This window comes from Actinoplanes ianthinogenes (assembly GCF_018324205.1).
GTDB lineage: Bacteria > Actinomycetota > Actinomycetes > Mycobacteriales > Micromonosporaceae > Actinoplanes > Actinoplanes ianthinogenes.
In genome coordinates this window covers 5,933,888-5,952,906 of record NZ_AP023356.1, presented here as the reverse complement: position 1 = coordinate 5,952,906, position 19,019 = coordinate 5,933,888, and the positions used below count along the sequence as shown (strand labels likewise).

Annotated in this window: 18 protein-coding genes; 9 read left to right on the top strand and 9 right to left on the bottom strand. The window is 72.0% G+C overall.

All coding sequences use genetic code 11. The features are described from left to right. Positions 1-59: 59 nt before the first annotated feature. Entirely contained in the window at positions 60-1,451 is a 1,392-nt protein-coding gene (locus Aiant_RS26960; RefSeq protein WP_189329615.1) for a family 20 glycosylhydrolase, read from the bottom strand. A gap of 100 nt (positions 1,452-1,551) precedes the next feature. Between Aiant_RS26960 and Aiant_RS26955 the strand changes: the two genes are divergently transcribed. Beyond that, positions 1,552-2,010: a GNAT family N-acetyltransferase gene (locus Aiant_RS26955; protein WP_229829909.1), complete on the top strand. Its 459-nt coding sequence runs from the start codon at positions 1,552-1,554 to the stop codon at positions 2,008-2,010. Between the two features lie 211 nt (positions 2,011-2,221). Here Aiant_RS26955 and Aiant_RS26950 read toward each other — a convergent pair whose 3' ends face one another. Then, positions 2,222-3,178 carry a helix-turn-helix transcriptional regulator gene (locus Aiant_RS26950; protein WP_229829908.1) on the bottom strand — a complete coding sequence of 319 codons (957 nt, stop codon included), beginning with the start codon at positions 3,176-3,178 and terminating at the stop codon, positions 2,222-2,224. 62 nt (positions 3,179-3,240) lie between these two features. Here Aiant_RS26950 and Aiant_RS26945 point away from each other — a divergent pair, with 62 nt between their 5' ends. The 4 genes from Aiant_RS26945 (at position 3,241) to Aiant_RS26930 (ending at position 8,737) form a co-directional block, all read left to right on the top strand. Then, positions 3,241-4,146: an ABC transporter ATP-binding protein gene (locus tag Aiant_RS26945; RefSeq protein WP_229829907.1), complete on the top strand. Its 906-nt coding sequence runs from the start codon at positions 3,241-3,243 to the stop codon at positions 4,144-4,146. 2 nt (positions 4,147-4,148) lie between these two features. Continuing rightward, positions 4,149-4,886 carry an ABC transporter permease gene (locus tag Aiant_RS26940; protein ID WP_189329613.1) on the top strand — a complete coding sequence of 246 codons (738 nt, stop codon included), beginning with the start codon at positions 4,149-4,151 and terminating at the stop codon, positions 4,884-4,886. A 51-nt stretch (positions 4,887-4,937) separates the two neighbouring features. Continuing rightward, positions 4,938-6,035: a magnesium and cobalt transport protein CorA gene (locus Aiant_RS26935; protein WP_189329612.1), complete on the top strand. Its 1,098-nt coding sequence runs from the start codon at positions 4,938-4,940 to the stop codon at positions 6,033-6,035. 152 nt (positions 6,036-6,187) lie between these two features. After that, a complete protein-coding gene (locus tag Aiant_RS26930; RefSeq protein ID WP_189329611.1) occupies positions 6,188-8,737 on the top strand; it encodes a lipopolysaccharide biosynthesis protein in 2,550 nt (849 codons plus the stop codon). Between the two features lie 175 nt (positions 8,738-8,912). Here the strand turns inward: Aiant_RS26930 and Aiant_RS26925 are convergent, their stop codons facing one another. After that, positions 8,913-9,785: a hypothetical protein gene (locus Aiant_RS26925; protein ID WP_212846525.1), complete on the bottom strand. Its 873-nt coding sequence runs from the start codon at positions 9,783-9,785 to the stop codon at positions 8,913-8,915. A 230-nt stretch (positions 9,786-10,015) separates the two neighbouring features. Between Aiant_RS26925 and Aiant_RS26920 the strand changes: the two genes are divergently transcribed. Continuing rightward, the gene (locus Aiant_RS26920) at positions 10,016-10,345 is read left to right on the top strand and encodes a hypothetical protein (RefSeq protein WP_189329609.1); all 330 of its coding nucleotides are present in this window, start codon (positions 10,016-10,018) and stop codon (positions 10,343-10,345) included. A 272-nt stretch (positions 10,346-10,617) separates the two neighbouring features. Here the strand turns inward: Aiant_RS26920 and Aiant_RS26915 are convergent, their stop codons facing one another. From Aiant_RS26915 to Aiant_RS26900, 4 genes are all read right to left on the bottom strand, one after another. After that, a complete protein-coding gene (locus tag Aiant_RS26915; RefSeq protein WP_229829906.1) occupies positions 10,618-11,556 on the bottom strand; it encodes a 3-oxoacyl-ACP synthase III family protein in 939 nt (312 codons plus the stop codon). 177 nt (positions 11,557-11,733) lie between these two features. After that, complete coding sequence (locus Aiant_RS26910; protein ID WP_189329607.1) at positions 11,734-12,603, bottom strand: MHYT domain-containing protein; 870 nt, start codon at positions 12,601-12,603, stop codon at positions 11,734-11,736. A gap of 309 nt (positions 12,604-12,912) precedes the next feature. Continuing rightward, positions 12,913-13,806 (bottom strand): response regulator, encoded by an 894-nt coding sequence (locus Aiant_RS26905; RefSeq protein ID WP_189329606.1) that lies wholly within the window; start codon positions 13,804-13,806, stop codon positions 12,913-12,915. 128 nt (positions 13,807-13,934) lie between these two features. Then, on the bottom strand, positions 13,935-14,519 hold the full coding sequence (locus Aiant_RS26900) for a PadR family transcriptional regulator (RefSeq protein WP_189329605.1): 585 nt from the start codon (positions 14,517-14,519) through the stop codon (positions 13,935-13,937). A gap of 116 nt (positions 14,520-14,635) precedes the next feature. Here Aiant_RS26900 and Aiant_RS26895 point away from each other — a divergent pair, with 116 nt between their 5' ends. Both Aiant_RS26895 and Aiant_RS26890 read left to right on the top strand, forming a co-directional pair. Then, positions 14,636-15,859 carry an FAD-binding protein gene (locus Aiant_RS26895; protein WP_189329604.1) on the top strand — a complete coding sequence of 408 codons (1,224 nt, stop codon included), beginning with the start codon at positions 14,636-14,638 and terminating at the stop codon, positions 15,857-15,859. After that, entirely contained in the window at positions 15,856-16,971 is a 1,116-nt protein-coding gene (locus Aiant_RS26890; protein ID WP_189329603.1) for a low temperature requirement protein A, read from the top strand. Before Aiant_RS26895 ends, Aiant_RS26890 begins: the two co-directional genes overlap by 4 nt. 8 nt (positions 16,972-16,979) lie before the next feature. Here the strand turns inward: Aiant_RS26890 and Aiant_RS26885 are convergent, their stop codons facing one another. Next, positions 16,980-17,402 carry a rhodanese-like domain-containing protein gene (locus tag Aiant_RS26885; RefSeq protein ID WP_189329602.1) on the bottom strand — a complete coding sequence of 141 codons (423 nt, stop codon included), beginning with the start codon at positions 17,400-17,402 and terminating at the stop codon, positions 16,980-16,982. Between the two features lie 71 nt (positions 17,403-17,473). On the opposite strand from Aiant_RS26885, the gene ftrA reads away from it, so the two are divergent. Further along, on the top strand, positions 17,474-18,463 hold the full coding sequence (gene ftrA, locus Aiant_RS26880; RefSeq protein ID WP_189329601.1) for a transcriptional regulator FtrA: 990 nt from the start codon (positions 17,474-17,476) through the stop codon (positions 18,461-18,463). Here the strand turns inward: ftrA and Aiant_RS26875 are convergent. Then, positions 18,418-19,011, bottom strand: coding sequence for a hypothetical protein (locus tag Aiant_RS26875; RefSeq protein ID WP_189329600.1), 594 nt, complete (start codon positions 19,009-19,011; stop codon positions 18,418-18,420). The two genes, ftrA and Aiant_RS26875, sit on opposite strands and share 46 nt — an antisense overlap. Between the last annotated feature and the right edge of the window lie 8 nt (positions 19,012-19,019).

The following is a 19,019-nucleotide window of genomic DNA, read 5'->3' as shown; positions in this document are numbered from 1 at the left end:
ACCGAGAAACGCCCAGCCTAGGCGTGTGGCCGGAGGTACGGCTGAGGGCCCCGTGGCGATCAGCCGGCCGGCCAGTCGATTTCCGGAGCGCGGAACCACGTCACACCGGCCGCGTCCCAGCGCGGGCCGAACGCCGCGAGCCGCTCGGCGAACGAGTCCCAGTCCCGGCCCGCCTGCGGGGTCCAGGACACCTCGGCCACCGCCGGGAGCCGCGGAAACGTCAGGTACTGGAGGTCGGCGACGCTGCGCAGGGTCTCCGACCAGAGCGGCGCGGCCACCCCGAGCAGGGCGGTCTCCGGCACCCCGGGCAGCCGGTCGGCCGGGTCCCAGTCGTACGCCCGCCGCACCGGCACCAGCCCGGCCCAGTCCAACCCGATCGGGGTCGTCTCGTCGTACTTCATGTCGAGATACGTCCGGTCGGCCGGCGCCATGATCACCTGGTGACCGGCGGCGACCGCGGCGGCCACGTTCGTCCCCTCGTCCTGCGGCCGCCAGTACTGCACCACGGTGCCCTCGGGCAGGTCGGCCGCGGCGATCTCGTGCCAGCCGATCGCCCGCTTGCCGTACTTCGCCGGCAGCGGCAGCACCCGGGACAGGAACGCCCGGTAGTCCTCGGCCGTGGTGGAGAGGCACTCGTCGCCACCGATGTGCAGGTACGGCCCCGGCGTCGCGTCGGCCACCGTCTTCAGCACGGTCTCGACGAAGGCGTACGTCTCCTCCTTGCCGGCCACCAGCGAGCTGTACCCGACCTCGGCGTCGGTGCGCGGCGCGACCGGCTGCCCGTCCGCGGTCAGTTCCGGGTACGCCACCAGGGCCGCGTTCACGTGGCCCGGCATATCGATCTCCGGCACCACGGTGACGAACCGCTCGGCGGCGTACGCCACCACCTCGGCGTAGTCGGCCAGGGTGAGAAAGCCCGGCCCGGCGCCGTCGCAGCCGGTGCCCGGGCCGCCGCCGACCTCGGTGAGGCGCGGCCAGCCGGGGATCTCCAACCGCCAGCCCTGGTCGTCGGTGAGGTGCAGGTGCAGATGATTGATCTTGAACTGGACCAGCAGGTCGATGTGCGCGCGGATCTCGGCGGCGGTGAAGAAGTGCCGGGCCAGGTCGAGCATCGCGCCGCGATAGGCGAACCGGGGCCGGTCCTCGATCACCCCGCCGGGCAGCACGCCGTCCCCGGCGGCCAGCTGGCGCAGCGTCTGCACACCCCAGAACAGCCCGGCCGGCGCCGCGGCACGCAGCGTCACACCGGTCGCGGTGATCTCCAGGCGGTATCCCTCGGGTCCGAGGCCGTCGGCGTCGGTGAGGGCGAGCCGGATCGGCCCGTCCGCACGCGGGGCCGCCGCGAGCGCCGCGACGGCGTCGGGGGCGACGGTGAAGCTCACGGCCGGTTCCGGAACAACCAGGGCGGGCGCCGGAATCACATCGGCGAGCCGCTTCGTCTGAGGGCGCACTCTGAAGACTCTAAACTGTTTCGCTATGTCGATAACTGTGCGTCACGCCACGCGGGGCGATGAGCAACCTTTGCACGCGCTGGCGACACTTACCTTCGGATTGGCCTGCCCTCCGGGCACCGCACAGGCCGACATCGACGCGTTCGTCGCCACCCACCTGTCCGCCGAGCGGTTCACCGCGTACCTCGCCGACCCGGCCCGGACCCTGCTGCTGGCCCTCGACGAGGACCGTCCGGTGGGCTACGCGATGCTGGTCCGCGGGCCGATCGCGGACCCGGACGTGGCCGCCGTGGTGGACGCGGCGACCAGCGTCGAGCTGAGCAAGTTCTACGTCGCGCCGGACCGGCACGGCTCCGGCGCCGCCCACGCGCTGATGACGCGGACCCTGGCGACCGCGGCCGCGACCGGCGCCGCGTCCTGCTGGCTCGGGGTGAATCAGCAGAACGTCCGGGCCGCGAAGTTCTATGCCAAGCACGGCTTCACCATCATCGGCGTGAAACGCTTCCTGGTCGGCGCCGAATGGCACGACGACCACATCCGCAGCCGCCCACTCCCCTGAGGCGGCGGCGCGCTCCGGGCGTACGGAAATCCTGGCGGAGATGGCGCACCGCGGACCCGGCACCGGAACGCGGACCCGATCCTGATCGCCCGGGCCTTGATTAAGGGGATTTTTATATAAGCTCCGGGCGAAAATTGACGGGAAATTGTCGCACCCGATAGCTACCTTCGTGAATGCGGACCGGCGCCACGGGGGCGTCGGTCCGTCCAGATCAGAGGGTCGTGCCGCGCAGCAGGTTGCGGCCCACCGCCTGCACGTTCTCCCGCAGCTCAGCGGGTGATTCGACGGTGAAAGGCACGCCCAGCACGCCGAGCACCATGGTCGGCCAGCCGAGATCGTCGACGTTCATCCGGAGCCGGCAGACGCCGTCGCGGACCGGTTCGATCGTGCCCCAGTGGCCGACCACCGCGGTCACCCGCTCGGGGTCGGTCTCCAGCAGGACGGACACGTCGTGCCGGGTGGGGATCGCGCGGATCCGCGACCGCAGCCAGACCACCGGGTCGCCGCCCGGGATCTCCCGGGGACGGAACCGGGCACCGGTCAGCGCCGGTCCGGCGATCCGGTCCACCCGGAAGCTTCGCCAGTCGCCGCGGTCGAGGTCCCAGGCCAGCAGGTACCACCTCCGGCCGAGCGGGACCAGCCGGTGCGGCTCCGCGAACCGGCGGGCGGTCTCCCCGTCGCGCGGGGTGTAGTCGAAGCGCAGCCGCTCCTCGCCGCGGGTGGCCATCGCGATCGTGGTCAGCACCCCGGCGTCCAGCGTCGGCCCGCCGCCGAGGACGCCGGGGCTGGTCACCGCCTGCAACGCGTCGATCCGGCGGCGCAGCCGGGGCGGCAGCAGCTGGATCACCTTGGCCAGGGCACGCACCGAGGTCTCCTCGAAGCCGGCGACCGCGCCGGCCGCCGCGCTGCGCAGCCCGACCGCGATGGCCACCGCCTCCTCGTCGTCGAGCAGCAGCGGCGGCACCGCGGCGCCGGCCTGCAACTGGTAGCCGCCGGCCACGCCGCGGCTGGCGTCCACCGGATAGCCCAGCTCGCGCAACCGGTCCACGTCCCGGCGCAGCGTGCGCGGGCTGACCTCGAGGCGGTCGGCCAGCTCCGCGCCGGGCCAGTAGCGATGGGTCTGCAGCAGCGACAGCAGTCGCAGCATCCGGGCACTCGTGTTCGCCATGGGTCCAGAATCCCTCGCATTGAGGCCAGAAAGTGGCCGCAACTCACCCTAGCGTCGACGGCATGATGATTGCGACGCGAGAACTGACGAAGCGGTTCAAGAGCGTGGTCGCCGTCGACGGTGTCTCCCTCGACGTCACGGACGGCGAGCTGGTCGCGCTGCTCGGGCCGAACGGCGCCGGCAAGTCCACCACGCTGCGGATGCTCACCACGCTGATCCCGCCGACCTCGGGCAGCGCCGAGGTGGCCGGCTTCGACGTGGTCATCGGGCAGCGCGAGGTGCGCCGGCGGATCGGCTACATCGGACAGGGCAACGGCGCCGGGCACAGCCAGCGCGGCCGGGACGAGCTGATCAGCCAGGGTCGCGCGTACGGCCTGCCGGTCCGCCAGGCCCGCGCCCGCGCCGCCGAACTGATCGACTCGCTGGGCCTGGGCGAGGTCGCCGACCGGACCGTCTCCACGCTCTCCGGCGGGCAGCGCCGCCGCCTGGACATCGCGATGGGCCTGATCCACGCGCCCGAGCTGCTCTTCCTCGACGAGCCGTCGACCGGGCTGGACCCGCAGAACCGGGCCAACCTCCAGGAGCACATCCTCCGGCTGCGCCGGGAGCACGGCACCACGATCGTGCTGACCACGCACTATCTGGAGGAGGCCGACTCGATGGCCGAACGGGTGATCGTGATCGACCACGGCCGGATCATCGCCGACGACAGCCCGCAGCGCCTCAAGGCCAAGCACGTCGGTGACCGGGTGATCCTCGGTTTCGCCTCGGAGGCGGAGGCGGCCCGCGTCCGGGAGGGCACCCGCGAGGGCACCCGGGTGGTGATCACCACGGAGGACGGGCCGCGGCTGGTCCCGACCCTGCTCGACCTGCGGCCGCTCTCCGTCGAGGTGATCCGGCCGACCCTCGACGACGTCTTCCTCACCCTGACCGGTCGCAGCCTGCGCGACGAGACCCAGGAGGCCTGATCATGAGCAACCTCGTCACCGACACCGGGGTCGTCTTCAGCCGCGAGCTGCGCCCGGTGCTCCGCAGCCCGTTCACGATCATCTTCTCGATGGTGCAGCCGCTGTTCTTCCTGGCGCTGTTCGCGCCGCTGCTGCCCGACGATCAGTCGCTCCAGTGGTTCGTGCCCGGGATCATCGTGATGTCCTGCCTGTTCGGCTCGTCGATGACCGGTTCCAACCTGCTCTACGAGATCCAGACCGGCTCGCACGAGCGGATGCTGGTCACCCCGCTGCGCCGCCCCGCCCTGCTGATCGGCCGGGCGCTCAAGGAGATCGTCCCGATGCTCGCCCAGGCCGCGCTGATCGTGGCGGTCTGCATCCCGTTCGGGTTCCGGCTGCACCTGGGCGGGGCGCTGCTCGGGCTGCTGATCCTGGCCGGGTTCTGCGTCGGGCTGGGCGCGCTGTCGTACACGCTCGCGCTGGCCTCGAAGAACCAGGAGTGGCTGTTCTGGACCGTGCAGCAGACCCTGCTCTTCCCGTTGCTGCTGCTCGCCGGGGTGCTGCTGCCGATCGACAACGGCCCGGCCTGGTTGCGGACCCTGTCGAAGATCAACCCCATGACGTACGTGGTGGACGCCGAGCGCGCGCTGTTCGACGGCGACGTCTGGTCCCGGGCCACCGCGTACGGGTTGATCGCCGCCGCCGGGATGGGGTTGTTCGGGCTGCTCGTCGGCGTGCGGGCGATGCACCGCTCGGACTGACCCGCTACCTTCCATCCCTGGACCGCCGCACACCGGGGATGGGGAGCACGCATGCTGGAGCAACGCCTCCGTCCGTTCCGCCAGTTCCTGGACACCCTGCGCCGGCCCCGGCGCGCCGCGCCCGCCCCGCGCCTGGGCAACCCGGACGCGGTCGTCGACTGCGCGGTCTACGCCGCCGGGCAGCGCCGGGCCGAGCCGGGCCAGCCGCGGCAGGTGCCGTTCCCGGAGGCGGCCCGGATCGCCCGGCGCCGGCGCAACGCGTTCGTCTGGCTCGGCCTGCACGAGCCGGACCGGGCCACGATGGACCTGATCGCCGAGGTGTTCGGCCTGCACGAGCTGTTCGCCGAGCGGGCCACCAGCGGCGGGCACCGGCCCGGGATGGAGACCGTAGGCGAGGTGACCCGGCTGGTGCTGCGCGCCGCCCGGTACGTCGAGCACGACCGGCTCACCGACACCTCCGAGGTGGTGGAGACCGGCGACATCACGGTGCTGATCGGCCCGTGGTTCGCCATCACGGTGCGGCACGGCCCGGTCGGCCCGCTCTGGGCGGTGCGCCAGGAGCTGGAGAAACGGCCGGACGTGCTGCGGCACGGGCCGTGGGCGGTGGCGTACGCGGTGGGCAGCCGCCTGGTCGACAGCTACCTGGACGTGGCCGGCCACGTCGAGCGCGACCTGGAGACCCTGGAGGAGGAGATCTTCAGCGCCGGGCGGGGCGCCGGGATCGCCCACGTCTACCAGCTGAAACGGGAGATGGTGGAGTTCAAGCGGGCGGTGCTGCCGCTGGCAGATCCGTTCACCCAGGTGCTGGCGGCCCGGGACCTGCCGGCCGGCCTCCGGCCTTACCTGGTGGACGTGCGCGGGCGGCTGGGCCGGGCGGTGGACCGGGTGGCCGGCTTCGACGATCTGCTCAACTCGATCCTGCAGGCCCGGCTGGCGCAGATCTCGATCGCCCAGAACGACGACATGCGCAAGATCGCCGCGTGGGCCGCGATCGCCGCGGTGCCGACGGTGATCGCCGGGATCTACGGGATGAACTTCGCGGTGATGCCGGGGCTGGGGTCGCCGTACGGCTTCGCCGGCTCGGTCGGCACCATGGCGGTGCTCTGCGGCGGCCTCTACTGGCGGCTCAAGAAGACCGGCTGGCTGTGACGCCGGGTAACTGAAAGCCAGATCACACCGCTCGCCCTTTCGGTCGTTTTTCCAGTCCAGACAGCTTGCCAGGCTGATCAGATTCGCCCTACCCGATGAACACGGCGAGTTACTAGTTTCGTCACCATGCCGATCTTGGGGGTAGTGACGAAGTGACGGCACGCCGGGGCATCCTGGCCGCACTGCGCGGTCACGTCGACCTCTTCCTGAACGCCGGCTCGCTGATGGCGACGACGCTGGTCACCTCGGCGTTCGGTTTCGCGTACTGGTGGATCGCCGCACGCGTCGCCACGCCCGCGGCGGTCGGCCAGGCCTCCGCCGCGGTCTCGGCGATGACCCTGATCGGCACCATCGGCATGTTCGGCATGGGCACCATGCTGATCTCCGACCTGCCGGCGATCCGCCGCGGCAAGTGGGACCTGATCTCCACCTGCCTGCTGGTCGCGGGCGCCGCGGCGACCGCCGGCGGCCTGCTCTACGTGGCCGCCGCGCACCTCTGGATCCCCAGCCTGCAAGCGGCGATGGGCGGCGTCCCGGGCACCGTGCTGCTGGTAGCCGGCATCGCGCTGAACGCCATGACGCTGGTCCTCGACGAGGCCATGGTCGGCCTGCTCCAGGGCCCGTTGCAGCTGATGCGCAACGCCTGGTTCTCGGTGATCAAGCTGGTCCTGCTCGGTGTGCTCGCGCTGCTGCCGATCACGCTGACCGGCGGCGAGCTGCTGCTCACCTGGGTGGCCGGCATCGTCGCGTCGACCGCGATCCTGCACCGGGCGGTACGCCGGCGCGGCATGATCGACTCGCTGCGCCCGCGGGTGTCGCTGCTGCACGGCCGGGGCCGGGCCACCTTCGACCACAACCTGCTGAACCTGGCCACCTACCTGCCCCGGGCGGCCCTGCCACTGGTGGTCACCGCGGTGCTCTCGGCCGAGGCGAACGCCGCCTTCTACACCGCGTTCATGGTGCTGTCGTTCCTGGCCATGGTCCCCGGCAACGTGGCGCTCACGCTGTTCGCGGTGGCCGCCGGCGACAAGGCCGCGCTGCGCGGCAAGGTCCGGATGGGTCTGCTGATCTGCCTGGCCGGTGGCGTCCCGGTGGCGCTGGTGGTGATGCTGCTGGCCGAGCCGATCATGTCGGTGTTCGGCAGCGCGTACGCCGAGACGGCCGGCTCGGCGCTCGCCATCCTGACGCTGACCTACGTCCCGTTCGTCTTCCACCACTTCTTCCTCGCCGTGTCCCGGGTGCGGGGCAAGGTCCGCGGCGCCGGGATCTTCTCGGTCTTCGCCGGTGCGGCCGAACTGCTCGCGGCCTGGTGGGGCGGCACCCACGGGGACCTGACCGACCTGGTCACCTGGGTCGCCGTGGTGATGGCGATCGAGACCGTGCTGGTCGCGCCGACCGTGCTCAAGGTTGTATTCGCGCCCGTCGTCGACGAGACGGCGCCGGCAGAGGGAGTGAATGTCATGTCCACCACCAGCCTGACCCTGCACGAGAAGGCGTGGCTGCCGCTGGAGTACATCCGCACGGTCGGCCCGCTGACCGGGGTCACCGCGGACCGGCTGCGCAACGCCCTGGTCGGGCTGCACCTGGCCGATCCGTCGCACCGGGCGGTCTCCCGGCTGGACCGGTCCGGCGCCAAGTGGCAGCACATGGACGCGGCGAGCTTCGCGACCTACGTGCTCGACGCGGTGACCGACGCCGGGCCCGGCCCGGTGGACTTCGACGCGATGACCCGGCGCCTGCAGGCCGAGCCGCGGGGACACCACCCGGTGCGGATCCTGGTCGGCGGCGGGTACGTGGCGCTCAAGGTGTCGCACGCGTACGGCGACGCCGGCCCGGTGAACACCCTGCTGCGTGAGCTCATCCTGGCCGCGAACGAGGGCCGGGCGGCGCGCATCGCCCCGTCCGCGCGCCACCGCTGGGCGCTGCCGAAGGCCTGGTGGAAGCAGTTCGGGCTGCACCCGGACCGGTGGCGGACCGGGCTGAGCTTCCCGGCGCCGCCGCACGCCGAGCCCGGGCCGACCCGGCCGTGGCAGGCCGGCCTGACCGTGCGTACCGCCCGCTCGTCCCTGGTCCTCGGCCAGATGCGCACCTGGCGCGACGAGTACGCCCCGGGTGTCACCACCTCGGCGATCACCTTCGCGGCGTTCACCTCGGCGCTGGTCGAGCTGGGCCTGGAGCCGGACCTGACCGGCGGCACCTTCCTCGCCGACGCCCGTCGCTACCTCGGCCCGGGGGTGAGCATCGACAGCAACTTCTGCATGGGCCCGTACCTGCGCCCGGAGAACCTGATCGACCCGATGTCGATCCACAAGACACTGAAGGCGGAACTGGCCACCGGCCGGATCCTCACCATGATCGCGTTGCGCGAGGGCAAGCTGCTGCTGACCGGCGCGCCCGGCCTGCCGGACCCGTTCCCGTCCGAGATCGCGACCCGGCCGCGCCCCCGGCTGACCTTCAGCAACCAGGGCCGGCACGACGTGCTCGGCGACCTGCCGTGGGCCGTCGACGCGGCCGGCCGGGTCAACCAGAGCGTCCCGACGCTGAACGGCCCGGAGGGCGTCACGCTGACCACCAGCGAGATGAACGGGGTGCTGCACCTGGAGGCGACCTTCCACGCCTCGACCTACGACCCGCAGGTGGTGCAGCGCGCCCTCGACCTGGTGTGCAGCGACCCGGCCGGCCTGATCATGGCCCGCCGCTGAGGTTGCGGACCCGCGCCCGGCACGGCCTGCCCCCCTGGCCCGCCGGGCGCCCCACCGGCCGCCGGACACCCCCTGTCCGGCGGCCGGTTCTTCAGATCAAGACCGGTTTCGGTACGCCGAGAGGCGCACGACCGGGGGGAAGCCGGCCGTGCGCCTCTCTCATGCGGGGACAGGGTCAGTGGTGACCGCCGCCGCCCTGTCCCGGCCCACCGTGGCCCGGCCAGTTCTGGTCGCCCCCGCCCGAGTGGGAGCCGCCGGGGTTGGCGCCACCCTGCTGGGGGTTACCGGAGTTGCCCTGACCCTGGCCCGGTCCCTGGCCCTGGCCGGGACCCTGGCCCTGGCCGGGACCCTGACCCTGGCCCGGTCCCTGACCCTGGCCCGGTCCCTGACCCTGGCCCGGTCCCTGACCCTGGCCCGGTCCCTGACCCTGGCCCGGTCCCTGACCCTGGCCCGGTCCCTGACCCTGGCCGGGACCCTGACCCTGGCCGGGACCCTGACCCTGGCCGGGACCCTGACCCTGGCCGGGCCACTGACCCTGGCCGGGCCACTGACCCTGGCCGGGGCCGGTGGGACCGCCGGGGAATCCGGTTCCGGGGCCGCCCGGACCACCCTGATTCCCCGGCGAGCTGTTGCGCAGCACCGGCAGCGTGAGCACCGTCGTGCGCATCTGAGTGCGGGCCCGCCAGCCGCACTCGTCGTACGAGATGGTCGTCCACAGCCGCGCCACCCCGCCGAACACCGAGTACGGCGTGACCCGGATCCGGGTGACGTCGGTCCGCCGCGGGGTGAGCGTGGAGCCCCGCGAGAACTGCGCCCCGTTGCGGTGCCCGAGGTAGTCCACCCGCACCCGGTCGCCGCGGACCTGGACCCGCGCGTCGCAGATGGTCCGGTCGGTGCGCCAGGCGATCTCGATCCAGCTGGGAACGTTCGCCGGCACCGGCCGCAGCCAGGTGGTGATCGGCTGCGGGCCGCGGAACGGCGCCGCGGCAGCCGGCCCGGCGGCGGCGCCGGCGACCACCCCGGTCGCCGCCGTGGCCAGCGCGAACATAGCTGCGATTCGCCGACTCTTGTGCATTACGAATCCTCCGATGCCTCTGTTGTCCGGTCCGGCAGTAGCGCGGCCCGACAAAAGCGACGATATGGGAATTGAGTGACTGACTGTCCGTATTTGACCGCGTTTTCGGAGGCGAAACGCGATATGGACAAATCGCCATGATCAGGTCAGCCGAAAAGCTGATCCAGGGTTTTCGGAGATCCCCGCGGGGTATGCACCAAGCCATGACGGAGAAGGCGGAAGACCTCGGCGAGCCGGTCGCCTACCTGGTCCTGCGCGAGGGCGTACCGGTATACGCCCCCAGCGGCGACACCGTCGGCACGGTCGACCACGTCCTCGCCGACGAACACGAGGACGTCTTCCACGGCCTCCTGCTCAGCACCCCGGACGGTCCCCGCTTCGCCGCCGGCGACAAGGTCGCCGGCCTCTACGAGAACGGCGTCATCCTCACCGAGCCGGCCGACCACCTGCCCCGCCCCACCGGCGACCTGCCCGAGGCCCACCCGGACAGCAACCTCAAACGCGCCTGGAACTGGCTGGTCAAACCCCACTAGCCGCATCCACCAGCCCGCCCGCGCAAGGCCCGCGCGCACAAGGCCCGCCCGCACAAGGCCCGCCCGCACAAGGCCCGCCCGCGCAAGGCCCGCCCGCGCAAGGCCCGCCCGCGCAAGGCCCGCCCGCGCAAGGCCCGCCCGCACAAGGCCCGCGCGCACAAGGCCCGCGCGCACAAGGCCCGCCCGCCCCAAGGGGGATCCCCCTCAAGCAGTATGGTGCGCGATTCCATGATCACGCCGGGCGCCTGTGGACAACCGCCTGATGTGGACGGTCAGCGGCCCCAGCGGAGCAGGCAGGCGCCCATCGACATGCCGCCACCGAATCCCGCCAGCAGCAGGAGATCCCCGGCACGGAAGGCGCCGGCACGGTTCGCGTCGTCGAGCGTGACCGGCAGCGAGGCGCTGCCGACGTTGCCGTAACGCTCCAGCGTCAGGTGGGTCCGGGCGTTCTGGAAACCGGCGGCCGTCACCAGTTCCCGGAGCATGATGCCGTTGGCCTGGTGCGGGACGAAGTGGTCGACGTCGCCGGCCTTCATCTCGTTGCGGTGGAGCAGCTTCTCCAGAGCGGGTGGCACGGCGGCGGCCACGAAGTCGCGCACGCCGCGGCCGTTCATCCGGAAGTAGTGGTCGCCGGCGGCCACCGTCTCCGGGGTGGCCGGCAGGCGGCTGCCGCCGCCCTTCACATAGATCAGGCCGTTCGCCTCGCCGCGGGAGGCGAGGTCCAGGTCGACGATGCCGTAGCCGTCCGGCACCGCCCCGACCACCGCGGCCCCGGCCCCGTCGCCGAAGAGCACCGCGGTCCGGCGGTCGCCGAAGTCCAGGATCCGGGAGTAGATGTCCGCGGCGATCACCAGGACCAGTGCGCCGGGGTTGGTGGCCACCAGGCCGTTGGCCACGCCGAGGGCGAAGACCCAGCCGGCGCAGACCGCGTTCACGTCGAGGCAGGCGGCCCGGTCGGCGCCGATCAGATTCTGCACCAGGTTGGACGTGGGCGGCTGGGGCGAGTCCCCGGTGGAGGTGGAGACGACGATGTAGTCGATCTCGGCGGCGGCGACGCCGGCGTCCTCCAGGGCCGCCCGGGCCGCGTGGCCGGCGAGGTCGGAGGCCGCCTCGCCGGATGCCGCGAACCGGCGCGCCTCGATCAGGGTCTTCCGGGCGACCCACTCCGGGTCGGCGTCCGGCACCCGCCCGGTCAAGTCCAGATTGGTCACAATCTGTGACGGAAGATACGAACCGGTTCCCAGAATTCCGACCGCCACGCGCGCCCCCACCCACTCCCGAAAAGCCGTTCCGTAGCTGGGAAAACCCTATCTACCTGGGGTGGGGCCGTGCGTATCGTCTAGCTGGCGGTTCGGTTGAGAAAGCCCGGACAGACCGGCGAGGCCCGCTCAGGACTGCGGTCCACGGTCCCGATAGGTCCACGCTCCGTTACCGAGCGTGCCTCGGCCGGTCCGGCTCTTCGCCTCCTGCGCCTGCTTCGCGAGCCGGGCGTCGATCCGCGCGTTCAGGTATTCGGCGGCCGCGCGGTCCTCCTCGTTGGGGGCGGCGGCCAGCGCGTACGCCATGCCGATGATCCCGAACACCACCGCGACGCCGATCGGCACCAGCAGCGACGCGGCGGTCGCGCCCTCGATCGTGCCGAAGTGGTCCTCCTCGATCACCGACATCGCGGACATGCCGGTGAAGTGCATGCCGTTGACCGCGACGCCCATCACGAGCGCCGAGATGAAGATGACGATCGGCTTGCTGACCACCAGGGTGAGCCAGAGGGCGACCGTGGCGGCGACCACGGCGATCGCGATCGACAGGATGACCCGCGAGCCGGAGTACTGGATCTCGCCGTTCAGCCGCATCGCGGCCATGCCGGTGTAGTGCATCGCGGCCACGCCCAGGCCGGCCAGGACGCCGCCGATCACGATCCGGACCTGCCGGGCAGCGGTGCCCAGCAGCGCGATGGCCAGGCCGACGCCGACCGCCACGAACGCGATCACCACGCTGGCAGCGGTGAGGCTGACGTCGTAGCGGATCGCGGTGCCGACCACGTCGAAGCCGAGCATCGCGACGAAGTGCATGCTCCAGATGCCGGTGGCGCCGATGGCGAGCGCCGCGAGGACCAGCCACCAGCCCTTCTCACCGTTGGTCCGGGCCGAACGGAGACGGACCGCGCTGGTGAGGCCGAGCAGTGAGCCGAGGACGGACAGCAGATAGCTGACTGCCGGAGTCACCCATCCGTGGTCAAAGTGATGGATCTCCGCCATGATGGCGCGCTCCCTCTCTCCTGAAGGTTGTGCCGCGCTGCATCCTGCCCCACCCCCGTCGCGGCCGTTACCGATTGTGATCCACATTTCGTTACGAGCGCACGAGCAGTTGATCTCGATTTGGGGCAGAGTTGAGGGAGCATCCTCCGAACCGCCGATTGCCCTTCCGTTTTGCCTAATCAATGACCCACATGCCAGATGCGTCACGATACGACTACAAAACGGACGATCTTGGGGCGCAACCGGATAAGGATAACTTTCTGTAACGTCTGATAAATCCGCAGGTAACGGCCCGGGTACGCGCGGTGATCAGGGCACGATCGGCGCTTGGCCGGCCGGCGAGAGCAGGCCCAGGGCTGCCGCACGCTGCGAGTGCAGGATCTGCACGGTGTCCTCGGTGCACGTCCCGGGTTTCTCATCCATGACGCACAGCGTTCCCACGATGTGGCCCTCCGGCGAGTGCAGCGGGACGCTCGCGTAGGAACGGATCCCGCTCACGGCGAACAGCGGGCTGCTCGCGTACTCCTCGCTCTCCCGGCTGTCGGCGATCAGCACCGGCACGTCCTCGGCCACCACGATGGCGTCCGGCGACCACTCGGCCGGCACGCCACCGGCCTCCCGCACCCACGTCGGCAGCCCGTACGACCCGGCCACCACCACGGTGTCGTTCAGCATCAGGGTGACCGCGGCGGTCGGCGTGCCGGTCAGCACCGCCAGCCGCTCGGCGAACGCGTCCAGCCCGGCGGCCCTGGCCGGGCGGGTCAGGAAGTCGGAGACGGCCAGCAGCCGGGGCACGTCGGCCAGGTGGGCGGCGGCGTCCGGGTGCGCGACCGGCGGGTGCTCGCCGGCCGGGTACGCCGCGAGCAGCTCGTTGACCGCCTCGACGAGGTGTTTCGGCCGGACCGGCTTGGAGATGGTGACGTCGCACAGTTGCCGGGCCGCGGCCGGGGTGGCGGCGGACATCATGATCACGGGAAGGCCCGCGGTGGCCGGGTCGGAGCGCAGCCGGTCGGCCACCTCGAGGCCGCTCATCCCGGGCATGTGGTGATCGAGGATGACCAGGTCAGGGGTCGTGCTGCCGATCACGTCCAGCGCCGCGGCCCCGTCCGGCGCGATCCGCACCGTGTGCCCGGCGCTGTTCATCACGGTGGTGAGCAGCTCGGCGATGTCCCGGTCGTCCTCCGCGATCACGATGGAAGCCATGATCTGTCCCCCTCGATCGGCCGCAAAGACGCACCAACGGTAAACCGGGCAGGTCAGAGATATCCCTGAAAACGAGATGGTCAGACATGGCTGCTTTGTTGCCGGATGGCAAGAATCAGGCGGTCCGGTCAGGCCGCCGCTGGGACGGGAGTGACCGGCGGAGCGCCGGTCGCCCAGGCCAGCTCGGCGGTCCGGATCCGCTCCACCAGCGCGGCGATCCAGGCCAGCTCGGCGGTGACCAGACCGTGCCAGTACCCGTGCTCCAGGGTGTGCACCTCGGTCATCTCGCCGGCACCGGCCGGCAGCCCGGCGCGCTCCTCGGCCAGCCGCTCGGCCCGCGCCTCCAGCAGGGCCACGGCCCGCTCCGCCGGGAGTGACCCCAGGTACGCCACGGCGAGCGCGAAGTCGACCGAGGCGACCGGGGTGTCCCGCAATCCGGACTCCACCTTCGCCCTAAAGCCGGCCACGCCCTGCTCGGTCAGCTCGTACTCCGTGCGGGGCGGGCGGTTGCCCACCTGGCCCGGCTCGCGCGCCTCCACCAGGCCGGCCCGGTGCAGGGACTTGAGCAGCGTGGTCACCGTGCTGCGGGTCGCGGTGAGATGGGCATACCGCTCCTGAAGGCGGGTGGCCAGCTCGTAGGCGTGCGCGGGCCGCTCCCCGAGGAGTCCGAGGATCGGCAGCACCAGACTGTTCCGTGAGGCATCCAACGGCATGAACCAACGTTATGGGCGTATACACCTAGAGACAACCCAATATTGACCTTGATCTCCGGGTAACGCCCGATCAGACCCTGGTGTCCCATCATGTGGCACGTCGTAGGGTGGCGAGGGTGGAACCACTGACGAACTGGGCCGGCAACATCACCTTCGGCGCGCGGCAGGTGCTCCGCCCGCGCTCCGTCGACGAGGTCCGCGAGCTGGTCGCGGACGCCACCGCGCTGCGCGTGCTGGGCAGCGGGCACTCGTTCAACCGGCTCGCCGACACCGGCGGCGACCTGTTGTCGCTGGCCGGCCTGCCGCGCACCGTCGAGATCGGACCGGACCGGCGCACCGTCCGGGTCGACGGCGGCATCCGGTACGGCGAGCTCGCCACCCGCCTGCACGCCGAGGGCCTGGCCGTGCACAACATGGCCTCGCTGCCGCACATCTCGGTGGCCGGCGCGGTCGCCACAGCCACCCACGGCTCCGGCGTCGGCAACGGGAACCTGGCCACCGCGGTCGCCGGGATCGAGATCGTCCGCGCCGACGGCGAGCTGGTCACGCTGGCCCGGGGCGACGAAAGCTTCCCCGGCTCGGTGGCCGCGCTCGGCGCGCTGGGCGCGGTCGTCGCGCTGACCCTGGACGTGCGACCCGCGTTCGAGCTCCGGCAGTACGTCTATGACAACCTGCCGGCCGCCGCGGTCCGCTCGGCGCTGCCCGAGATCCTCGCCGACGGCTACAGCGTCAGCCTCTTCACCCGCTGGACCGGCACCGACGTCGACCAGGTCTGGGTGAAACGACGCGACCCGAGGACCGATCCGGTGTTCCACGGCGCCACCCTGGCCGACGGCCCGCGCCACCCGGTGCCCGGCATGCCCACCGAGAACTGCACTCAGCAGGGCGGCGTGCCCGGCCCCTGGCACGAGCGGCTGCCGCACTTCCGGATGGAGTTCACCCCGAGCAGCGGCGCGGAGCTGCAATCCGAGTGGCACGTCCCGCTGGCGCGGGCGAACGACGCGATCGACGCGGTGGCCCAGATCCGCGAGCGGGTCGCGGACGTCCTCCAGGTCAGCGAGATGCGGACGATCGCCGCCGACGACCTGTGGCTGTCGCCCAACTACGAGCGGGACAGCCTGGCCCTGCACTTCACCTGGATCGCCGACACCGAGGCGGTGCTGCCGGTCGTCGCCGACGTGGAGAAGGTGCTGGCCCCGCTCGGCGCCCGCCCGCACCTCGGCAAGATCTTCACCAGCGCGCCGGCGCTGCCCCGGGCCGCCGACTTCGCCGCGCTGGTCCGGCGCTTCGACCCGGCCGGCAAGTTCCGCAACGAGTTCCTCGACAGGCTGCTGGGATGACGGAGGCTGCCGCCGAGAAACGGGTCACCTGGAGTGAGCTCTTCTTCGACCTCGTCTTCGTCTTCGCCGTCACCCAGGTGTCGCACCTGCTGCACGAGCACCACTCCTGGTCCGGGGTGGGCCACGCGCTGGTCGTCTTCGTGCCGATCTACTGGGTCTGGGTGGGCACCTCGGTGCACGCCAACACGCACGACGTGGACAACACCGCGGACCGCCTCGGCGTCTTCGGGATGGGCGCGGCCAGCCTGTTCATGGCGCTCGCCGTGCCCTACGCGTACGAAGATCGGGGTTTGCTCCTCGGTGGCGCCTATTGGGCGGCCCGGCTGGTGCTCGCGGTCCTGGTGTTCCGCGGCTGGCGCAACATCCCGATCAACACGTTCAGCGTCTCGGCCTGCGTCACCGGCCCGTTGATGCTGGCCGGCGGCCTGGTCGAGGGCAGCGCCCGGCTCTGGCTGTGGACCGCCGCCGCGGCCATCGATCTGCTCACCCCGCGCCTGGTCCGGCGCCGGCTGATGGCCGTCCGCTTCGAGCCGCACCATCTGCCGGAACGCTTCGGGCTGTTCCTGATCATCGCGCTCGGCGAGTCGGTGGTGGCGGTCGGCGGGGTGGCCGTGGACGAGCCGCTCACCGCGGCCCGGCTGCTTGCCGTCACCGCCGCGTACGCGCTGGCCTGCGCCCTGTGGTGGGTCTACTTCTCGTTCGCCTCGGACGCCATGCGGCACGCGCTGGACATCGCCCGGGTGCAGACCGACGTGGTGCGCAACGTCCTGGCGTACGGTCATCTGCTCCTGCTGGGCAGCGTCATCGCGGTCGCGGTCGCGCTGGCCGAGGCGGTCGCCCACCCGGCCGAGCATCTGCACCTCTACCCGGCCGCGCTGCTCTGCGGCGGCACCGCGGTCTACCTGATCACCTTCGCCTGGAACCGGTGGCAGATGTTTCGGGTCTTCGGCTGGGGCCGGGCGGCGGCCGGTCTGGCCGCCGCGCTGCTGCTCCCCCTGGCTCTGCTGACCCCGGCCGTCGTCGCCGTGCTCGCCCTGGTCGCCGTGCTGGTCGTGCTGAACGTGGCCGAGGCGGTGACGGTCCGCCGGCGCAACGCCCGCGCCGCGGTCTGAGGCCCCGGTCAGCAGCCGCAGGTGGCGCCGGCCGGGGCGGTCAGCTCGTCGGCGGGCCGGGACCACTCGCCCTTCTCGTCGCGGACCGGGAAGCCCTCGCGGACCCAGTACTCGTAACCGCCGATCATCTCCTTGACGGCGTAGCCGAGCTTGGCGAACTCCAGGGCCGCCCGGGTCGCCCCGTTGCAGCCCGGCCCCCAGCAGTAGGTGACCACGGCGGCGCCGGCCGGGATCAGCTCGGCGGCCCGCGCCGCGATCTCGCGGGTGGGCAGGTGCACCGCGGCCGGCAGGTGCCCCTGCCGCCAGGCCTCGTCGCTGCGGGAGTCGACGACGACCACGCCGGGGGTGCCGGCCTCGATGTCGTGGTGCACGTCGCTGACGTCGGTCTCGAAGCGGAGCCGGTTGCTGAAGTGTTCGATCGCGCTGGTCATGCCGTTGATCGTGCCGTCCGGGCGCGCCCCGGCCCAGTGGCGCGAATGCCATCCACCGCTAATATCTCGCCATGTATCAGGTGGAGAGGCGCGGAGAACGCGTCACCGTGCTGGCGTTCGACGGCATGTCGGTCTTCGAGCTCGGCATCGTCTCCGAGGTGTTCGGCCTGCCCCGCCCGGAGTTCGACCGCCCCTGGTACGACCTGACCATCTGCGCCGAGACTCCCGGCCCGGTCCGCGTGGTCGGCGGCGCCACCCTGCACACCGAGCACGGCCTGGACACCTTCGCGGCAGCCGGCACGCTGATCGTCCCGGGCGTCCCGGACGTCCGCGCCGACCCGTCACCCGCCCTGGTCGCGGCGCTGCGGACGGCACACGCCCGGGGCGCCCGGATCATGTCGATCTGCTCGGGCGCGTTCGCGCTGGCCGGCGCCGGCCTGCTGGACGGCCGCCGGGCCACCACGCACTGGCGGTACGCGGAGCTGCTGCGCGCCCGTCACCCGCACGTCCAGGTCGACGCGGACGTCCTCTACCTGGACGACGGCGACGTGCTGACCAGCGCCGGGAGCGCCGCCGGCCTGGACCTGTGCCTACACGTGATCCGCCGCGACCACGGCCCGGCGATCGCCAACGCGGTGGCCCGCCGCCTGGTCGTGCAGCCACACCGGGACGGCGGGCAGGCGCAGTTCATCGAGGCGCCGGTCGCCGACGACCCGGCCGACGACCGGCTGGCCCGCAGCATGGAATGGGCGCTCGGCAACCTGGCCGAGCCGATCACCGTCGAGGTGCTGGCCCGGCGGGCGCACATGTCGGCCCGCACCTACCTGCGGCACTTCGCGCGGGCCACCGGGACCACGCCGATCCGCTGGCTGATCGGGCAGCGGGTGCACGCCAGCCTGGCGCTGCTGGAGACGACCGGGACACCGATCGAGGAGGTGGCGGCGGCGGTCGGGTTCGACTCGCCGGTGACCTACCGGCACCACTTCACGAGGGCGATGCGGACGTCGCCGTCGGCCTACCGCAAGGCGTTCGGGGCGGACGAGGCGCCCGGCGCGGTGTAGATCAGGGCAGCGTAGAGCCCGGTCGGCCCGGACCACGCGACGAAGGTGTACTGCCCGGTCTCGACGGTGTAGGTGGCGATCGTCGCGACGTCACCGGCCGGCCGCCCCACCGCCGCGCCGCACCCGGCGACGACCTGTTGCTCCGCCTCCGGCGCGACCCGTCGCCCGGCCCAGTTGGCCAGGGCCGTGCAGGACTCGGCCGACACCACCGGCGTGGACCAGATCACCACGAAACCGTCATCGCTGAGCAGCACCGGCTCACCGTCGAACTCGCCCTGCTCGCCGAACTTCATGATCTGCGTCGGGCCCTCGTCCGGCTGGGCGGTGACGTCCCAGCGGTCCGGTCCGCCGTAGGTCAGGATGCCGCGCAGCGCCACGTCCCGCGTCGAGGTGACGTCGGTCGGCCGGGTGGCCACCCAGGTCACCAGCGCGAGCACGACCAGCGCCAGCACGCCCAGCCCGATGACGAGCGGGCGGCGCCGTCGCGGTGCGGGAGCGGCGGGGGCCGCGGAGCCGGTGTCGGGGCTGGTGTCGGGGCTGTCGGTCACCGGGCCAG